The organism is Streptomyces sp. NPDC025638 (genome assembly GCF_055558775.1).
This window is the reverse complement of the sequence record NZ_JBVHLX010000002.1, coordinates 837,131-843,924: the sequence shown is the minus strand read 5'-3', so window position 1 is coordinate 843,924 and position 6,794 is coordinate 837,131. Positions and strand designations below refer to the sequence as shown.

Sequence of the window (6,794 nt, the reverse complement as noted above, 5' to 3'; positions counted from 1 at the left end):
CAGACCTGTAGGCGCGAACTCCTGGACCGCACCTTGACCTGGAACCAGAGCCACCTCCTCCACGACTCCGCGAATGCGAGAACCTCTACCACGGCCATCGCCCGCACCGAGCCCTGAACCAAGCCGCTCCACTCCGCCCGCTCCCCCAACCGATCAACGAACCAGCGCAGATCAGACATCTGGGAGTACGACGACAAGATCGGCTCGGCGGAACCCTCCACGAGTACCAACATGCAGCCTGACCAGCCTGGATGATTTATCGACACCCGCAAGGTCCCCAGGGCAGTTTTCTTGCCGCCGGAAACACAAAAGGGCCCCGCTCCGTAATCGGAACGGGGCCCAGCGTGAGAGCGGGTCGTCCTGGCGTTACTCGTCCAGGCCCTCCAGCTCCTTCAGGAGAGCGTCCGCACGGTCCCGGGCGTCCTTCACCTGGTCCGCGAACATCCGCCGCTGGGCCGGGGTCATCACCCGAAGAGACGTGGTGGAGAACACAGACAGGCCGTCGTCAATGCGCTTGGCGAGCGTGACCAGCTGGTGGCCGGTGGCCTTGCCCTTGCGGGCCTCCCCGGCCGTGGCCTTGGCCGTCTCCGCCACCGTCGTGAGGGCCTTGGCCGTCTTCTTTTCCAGACCCGCCCGCTCTCCGCGCGTCATGGGGTCCACGCCGAACTTCTCCCACTGGGCCGGGGGGATCACGGCCCGCTTGCGGTCCTCCACGTGGTGGAGGATGGCCCGCTGAGCGGTCTTGTCCGCGCCAATGTCCTGGTACAGGAGTGCCGCCAGGGCCTGGTACTCCGGGGACTGGCCGTTCCAGTCGAGGTCACCCTTGTGCGTAAACATCCCGCGCAGGTCCATCAGCTTGGCGGCCACGGCTTTCTTGGCCTCCGTGGCCCGGCCCTCCGCCTCCAGCCACTCCCGGCCCAGGACCTTGGCCTCCGCGTACGCCTGGGCCACGCCCTCCCGCTTCAGGGCCCGCTCCGCGTTGGGGTCCACGTGCTCCGTGACCACCCGGCCCGCCAGGACTTCCGGCGTATGGACGACCACCTCCGCGCCGTTCTGCGCCTTGGCCTCCGCCTTGGCAGCAATGCGGGCCTCCAACTCCTCCGCCGGCTCCGTGACGACCACCGCAGATTCCGGCTCCGCAGCGTCACGGCCACCTGAACCGTCCGTGTCCGTCGACTCCGCCGGGAACAGGCCCTCCGCTACCGCCCACCCGTCCCCTGCGAGCGTCACCACTCCGTCATCCCCCAGGAGGGCCAGGGCCCGGGACACGGTTGCCTTGGTGGTGTCATACTTCCCCCTCAGCTCCCCCACGTCCAGACCCACGCCTCCGGCGTACGTCCCCGCCTGGACTTCCTGGCGAATTCGCTCCGCCACGGTTTCGTACTTAGCCGCCTTGGCCATCGTGCTCTCCCCTTGGTCTCGATGGAGCGGGGCCACCGTATCGCCGGAGGCCCCGTCAGGTGGTCAGTTCTCTGTGAACTCCGCGCCGCACACATCGCACCGGATACCGCCCAGGACGCGATACGCGGGCCAATCTGGAAAGTGCGCGGCGGGTTCGTGCACTCACACTGAAGGGTGATCCGGGCCCCGGACCGACCCTTGGGCGGGCGCCGTTCCCCTGTACTCCCACCACCACACCGTCAAGGGCCTTACCCAAGGCGGTCAGGAGCGGCGCGTAACCCTTCACCGCGTCCTCCGTGAGCGGCATGGGGGAAAGCCCCTTGGTGGCGTGGGGAGGCTGCCCCTCCGACCACTCCATCCCCAGCTCCTTGGACACGGCGCGGAAGTGCCTGTTATGACGCATCCCCCGGTTGCTGGTCTCAGACATCCCCCGCGCTTGGGACAGGGCATGCGTCGCCACGTGGAGAATCGCCTCCAGGGTGGCGCGCGGCCCGGCCGTGATTGCGTACCTGTGGTTGGGTAGATCCGGACGCATGTCCGCCTCCAGCCAGTCCGGATGGACCAGGTTGTGACGGGCCCCGTGGTGTCCACACGATCACGTACACGCTCGGCAGCTCCGGGTGACGTTCCTGGAGCACTTCCCAGGCCGCTTCGATGGCCGCCAAGACCTTGGGGCCGTCCGGTCCGAAAGGCATCGTGAGACTCCGTTGTGGTCGTTTTGGTCGGTGATCACGGGAAACCCAGCACAACTAGTTAACCGCGCGGGTTCAACTCCGGTAAGAGCAAACGCAAAAGAGCCCCGCCCGCCAGACCAGTGCCTGACAAACAGGGCGCCAAAAGAACCCTTTGTGAGGGTCCTTACTCCGCCCGGGTTGCGCTTGGTCGCCACCTTGCGCGATGCGCTCTCACCCAGGATGAGTAGGAGAACCAGCGTCACGCCGTCCACGATGGCGTCACTTCCTGCCAGCTCCTTCACGGCCGGGACGTACTGGCCCACCAGGACCAGGAGGGCACCCACGGCCGCGCGGCGCGGACCGGGTTGCCCTTCACGAGGGTGCGGAGATCGTCGAACATCAGGCTTCTATCTGCTGATACATGGCCCGGACGGCCGCCAGGAGGTCCTACCCCAGGTCGAACCGGACACATAGGACGGGATGGGCGGGCACCTGGCCGTCACTCTACGCTCGACTGACCGGGACTTCCGGTTTCGGATGCTCTATCGCCTTCCGCCGCTCATGAGCACCCGAGAGGGCAATTCCATCGGTTTGGCCGGCGCGGCTGGACAGATGGTGTAGTTGTAGTGCCGAGGACAAGCCGTTCGTCCTATGACCGACTCAAACCGCGCCCTTCATTTCGATCAACGCGCCTGAGGGAGCAGACTGTTCAGCAGCGCACCTGCCACCCTCTGACTCATCCGCTCCGGGGGATAGCCATGCCAAAAGCACCGCGCCCGTACTTCGAACTCCGCATCGGCGGTTTCCGGGTGACCGCCAACCGTGTACCAACACGGCTGGTCACTGCGATTGTTACGGCCCTTGGCTCCGTCCTGGGCATGTGGACCATGTATGGGCGCTGAATACAGCCACATCACAAGTCGCCAGGATGCCGGACCCTCCGGCCGCTTCCTGGGCACTCGTCGGCCCCTAGCCGCCGCTCCTTCCGCCGCGCTCTTGAGTGCGTGGCGCCACGTACACAGGGACTGAAGGTTGGCCATCGAGTGGCCGTCATTCGGGACGATGTGGTCCACGTCCGTGGCCACCACAGTACAGCGGAGGCCCGTGTCCCGCAGGATGGCCACGCACGTGCACCCGTCCCGCTTCAGGACCTTGGCCCGCAGCGTCCGCCAGTTGGATGGGAGCCGGGGCTGTCGGTCACTGTAGTGCCACGCCATCGGTTGGAATGCGCCTCTCGCGCGGGGTCAGAACATGTTCCGCCTATGACCTTGTCTGGTGGTTGCCCGCACGTCAGTGGCGTATCCGGTAGATGCGTCAGCGACGCATCTGGACGCGCCTTTTGGCGGTCCGGATCGCAAAAGGCGCGTCAATCGCGGGGCAGACGGCCGGAAAGTGCGACCCTGACTTCACTCAGTGCGCTTCCTCTCCACCCGCGCCAAACTGCCATCCTCGGCTCCTCCGGAAATGGGTTGCCGGTCAACTATTCGCCAGGGTTCGCACGCTTCCGCTCGAACCACAGACCCTCATAGACCTGTGAGCCCATGCGAGTTCGGGGCGCGATAAACGACCGATGAACGGGTGCGATCGCAAGTGCGATCGCACCCGGCCGAATTGCGTACGCAGCTGCGTACGCACTTGACATGTCAGGTTGGGCCTTGAATGCAAGGCCACGGGAACGTGAGGCACTCACGCAGCGCCCGGCCGCCCAGCCGTATTGCGCGCGCGTTACGCAGAGTTACGCGCGGCGCCCGTAACTCTTTCGAGTGACCAACGACCGCCGGAAATCCTGCGTTGGCCACCAGCCAACTATTGATTCACCAGCACGTTCGCCAACTGGCCCCGGTTGTGGTGAAGTTGGAGGACCACCGCACCGCTTCAACGCTGCCGGTTTCCTTGTCATGGCCGTTTAGAAAGGCGTGTCGTGAAGAAAGACATCCCCTCCCCGGTCCCAACCCCTGACGCGCCACGGCCATGGCTGTACGTGCGCATAGGTGAGTTCACCATGAGCAGCGAGCGCCCTGTCCGTCTCTTCACGATCGTGGCAACCGCCGTAGCCACAGGGGTGGGCGGTTGGGCCGTGTCGCTCTTCCAGCGCTGAACTCCTGCCCCAACTTCACTGCAAGGCAACGAAGTTGGGGAGTCTATCCCCCATTGCCGCCTGGGTAGGACCGGTCATGGGATCCGTGGGTGGGGGGCGAGCCCACGCTCCAGCCCCACCCTGGCCGACAATGGGCCGAACGCGGTGGCCGGCGCAAGGACCCCGACCGCGAACCCCGGCTCCGACGCCGGGCGACCTACACCCGCCCCCACGGGGTCCGGCACCTGTTCGCCGCCTACGACCTCGGCAAGGACAAGGTTTACGGCCACATCAAGCCGAAGAAGAACCGGACGGGTTCCTGGAGTTCTGCCGCTACCTGCGCAGCCTCTACCCGCCGAAGATCCGCGTGGCGATCGTGCTCGACAACTTCTCACCGCACCTGTCGACGAAGAAGGACGCCCGGGTCGGCGACTGGGCCACAGCCAACAACGTCGAGCTCGCCTACACGCCGACCAACAGCTCCTGGCTCAACCGTATCGAGGCCCAGTTCACCGCCTTGCGCTACTTCGCTCTCGACATCCCGACCACACCAGCCACAAGGAGCAGGGAAGCATGATCCGCCGTTACGTCATCTGGCGGAACAAACACGCTACTGACGCGCGCCTCCGCGAGGTCGTGAACAGGGCGAACGTTGCCGGATGCGGCACTAGAGATCTTGGTGTGCTGCAGAACGCGCTCCACGCCAAGCGCCGTACTGGGCGTCTCACCGCACGTGATCCGGCTCGACGCGGCCGACCAGACGCTGCGAACCCAGAGGCTTCCAGAAACTGGCAGCTCACCCGCGCCCGAGCCCTGATCACTGCCGAGTGACGTGGCGGCGGGGCCCGCGGAGCTCGAGGAGTCGACTTCACGGCCGATCGCCTGGCGAGGTGCGCATCACGACGAACATTGCCCACGGCGAGGGTCGGCGACCGCCTGGAGGCCGAGCGGCGCGGCCGGGAACCGCGGGTTCGAGGCGGTCGTCATCGGGGAGCCGCAGCGCACCTTCTACGGCAACCAGTTCGGCAACACCTTCCCCGTCTTCGTCCATTTCCGCATCCCACTGTGGGTGCCGGAGGTCGGCGGCCCGATCGATCCCGACAACGAGGCCCACGACCTGGTCATGTCCGTCTTCGGCGGCATGAGCAAGGGAGAACGCAACCGCATCAAGATCCGGGTGCGGACCGCCATGAGCTCCCAAGCCCAGCTCCAGGGCCGCTACCTCGGCGGACGCCCTCCCTACGGGTATCTGATCGCCGATGCCGGACCCCACCCCAACCCCTCGAAGGCCGCCGCCGGCCAACGGATCCACAAACTCGAGCCCGACCCCGTCGCCGCGCCCATCGTGCAGCGGATCTTCACCATGTACCTCGACGGCATGAGCGACAAAGCCATCGCCGCCCAGCTCACCCGCGAAGGCATCCCCTGCCCCTCCGCTCACGACCCGGCGCGCAACCCACACCGCCCGAAAACGGCATGGCAGCAGGGCGTCGTGCGCACCATCCTGATCAACCCGCGCTACACCGGATACGAGGTCTGGAACAAGCAACGGAAGGAAGAACGCCTCCTCGACGTCGACGACGTCGCCCTCGGCCACCGCACCAGCATGACCCACAACCCCGCCGAGGAGTGGATCCGCTCCAATGAACCCGCCCACGAAGCGATCATCAGCCTGAGCCGGTTCGATACCGTCCAAACCCTCCGGAGGCAGCGTGCCCGCAACCAGGGACGGCAGGAACGAGCCGGAAAGCGAGGCGCACGCTCTTACACCCTGCGCGGGCGGGTCCGATGCAGCCTGTGCGGGCGCAAGATGCAGCCCGCCACCATCCGCAATCACGTCTACTACCGCTGCGAATTCAAGGACCAGGAACAAGCCCTCTACCCCGACCTCACCCACCCGCGCACCATCTACCTGCGCGAAGACATCGTCTGCCGGGCGCTGGACCAGTGGATCGCCCGGGCCTTCGCCCCTGGGCGGCTCACTGCCACCATCGAAGCGCTCACTCTCGCAAGCGCCGCAGCGAGCACTGCAGAGGCTCAGTCACCAGAGCAAGCTCAAGCGCGCCAGGCGATCAAGGACTGCGCGCGACGACTCGCCCGCTACCAAGCAGCCCTCGAAGCCGGAGCCGACCCAGCCGTCGTCACCCAGTGGATCAACGAGGCGCAGAGAGACAAGGAGGCGGCGCGGAAGAAGCTCGACGCGCTCCCCACCATCACCCGGAAGAAGGAACACCCACTCGACGCCCAGCAGATCCGCGAGTTCACTGAGAGTCTTGAGGAGATCGCACAGCGCATCCATGCAGCCCGACACCGAGAAGAAAGGCCCACTCTACGAAGCCCTCGGCATCACCGTCAGCTACGAAAACGCAACAAGGACCGCAACCGTCAGGTCGAGGCCCTCGTCACCGTATCGTCAGTGGTTGTGGGACGTTCACGAGATCCCTTGACCAGGCGTAACAGGGCTACTTGATGTTGAGGTTCCCGCGGGCCGCAAGATCGCTCCCCGAGTGCATGCGCACGCAATTATTTCTGCCCCTGAAGTGACCGTCGAGCAACTGCCATACCGCCGCTCAGTCTGCGTCTCGCACGGGTAGCACGAGCCGGAGAAACCGCTTCCTCCGGGACTCAACCATCCAGCATCG

2 protein-coding genes and 2 pseudogenes are annotated in these 6,794 nt (G+C 65.8%); 3 read left to right on the top strand and 1 reads right to left on the bottom strand.

All coding sequences use genetic code 11. The annotated features are described in order from the left end of the window. Positions 1 to 242: pseudogene (locus ACZ4EG_RS07975) on the top strand (integrase); the annotation flags it as partial. Positions 243 to 366: 124 nt separating this feature from the next. Here the strand turns inward: ACZ4EG_RS07975 and ACZ4EG_RS07970 are convergent. Continuing rightward, complete coding sequence (locus ACZ4EG_RS07970) at positions 367 to 1,401, bottom strand: GntR family transcriptional regulator (protein ID WP_453562297.1); 1,035 nt, start codon at positions 1,399 to 1,401, stop codon at positions 367 to 369. A 2,867-nt stretch (positions 1,402 to 4,268) separates the two neighbouring features. Between ACZ4EG_RS07970 and ACZ4EG_RS07965 the strand changes: the two are divergent. Together ACZ4EG_RS07965 and ACZ4EG_RS07960 are read left to right on the top strand one after the other, a co-directional pair. Then, positions 4,269 to 4,809: pseudogene (locus ACZ4EG_RS07965) on the top strand (transposase); the annotation flags it as partial. A gap of 175 nt (positions 4,810 to 4,984) precedes the next feature. Continuing rightward, entirely contained in the window at positions 4,985 to 6,622 is a 1,638-nt protein-coding gene (locus ACZ4EG_RS07960; protein WP_467789966.1) for a recombinase family protein, read from the top strand. The last annotated feature ends 172 nt before the right edge of the window (positions 6,623 to 6,794 follow it).

What these genes read in the sequence shown, in the direction of transcription:
- ACZ4EG_RS07970 (WP_453562297.1), bottom strand. Translation starts at nt 1,401, where the DNA reads ATGGCCAAGGCGGCTAAGTACGAAACCGTGGCGGAGCGAATTCGCCAG.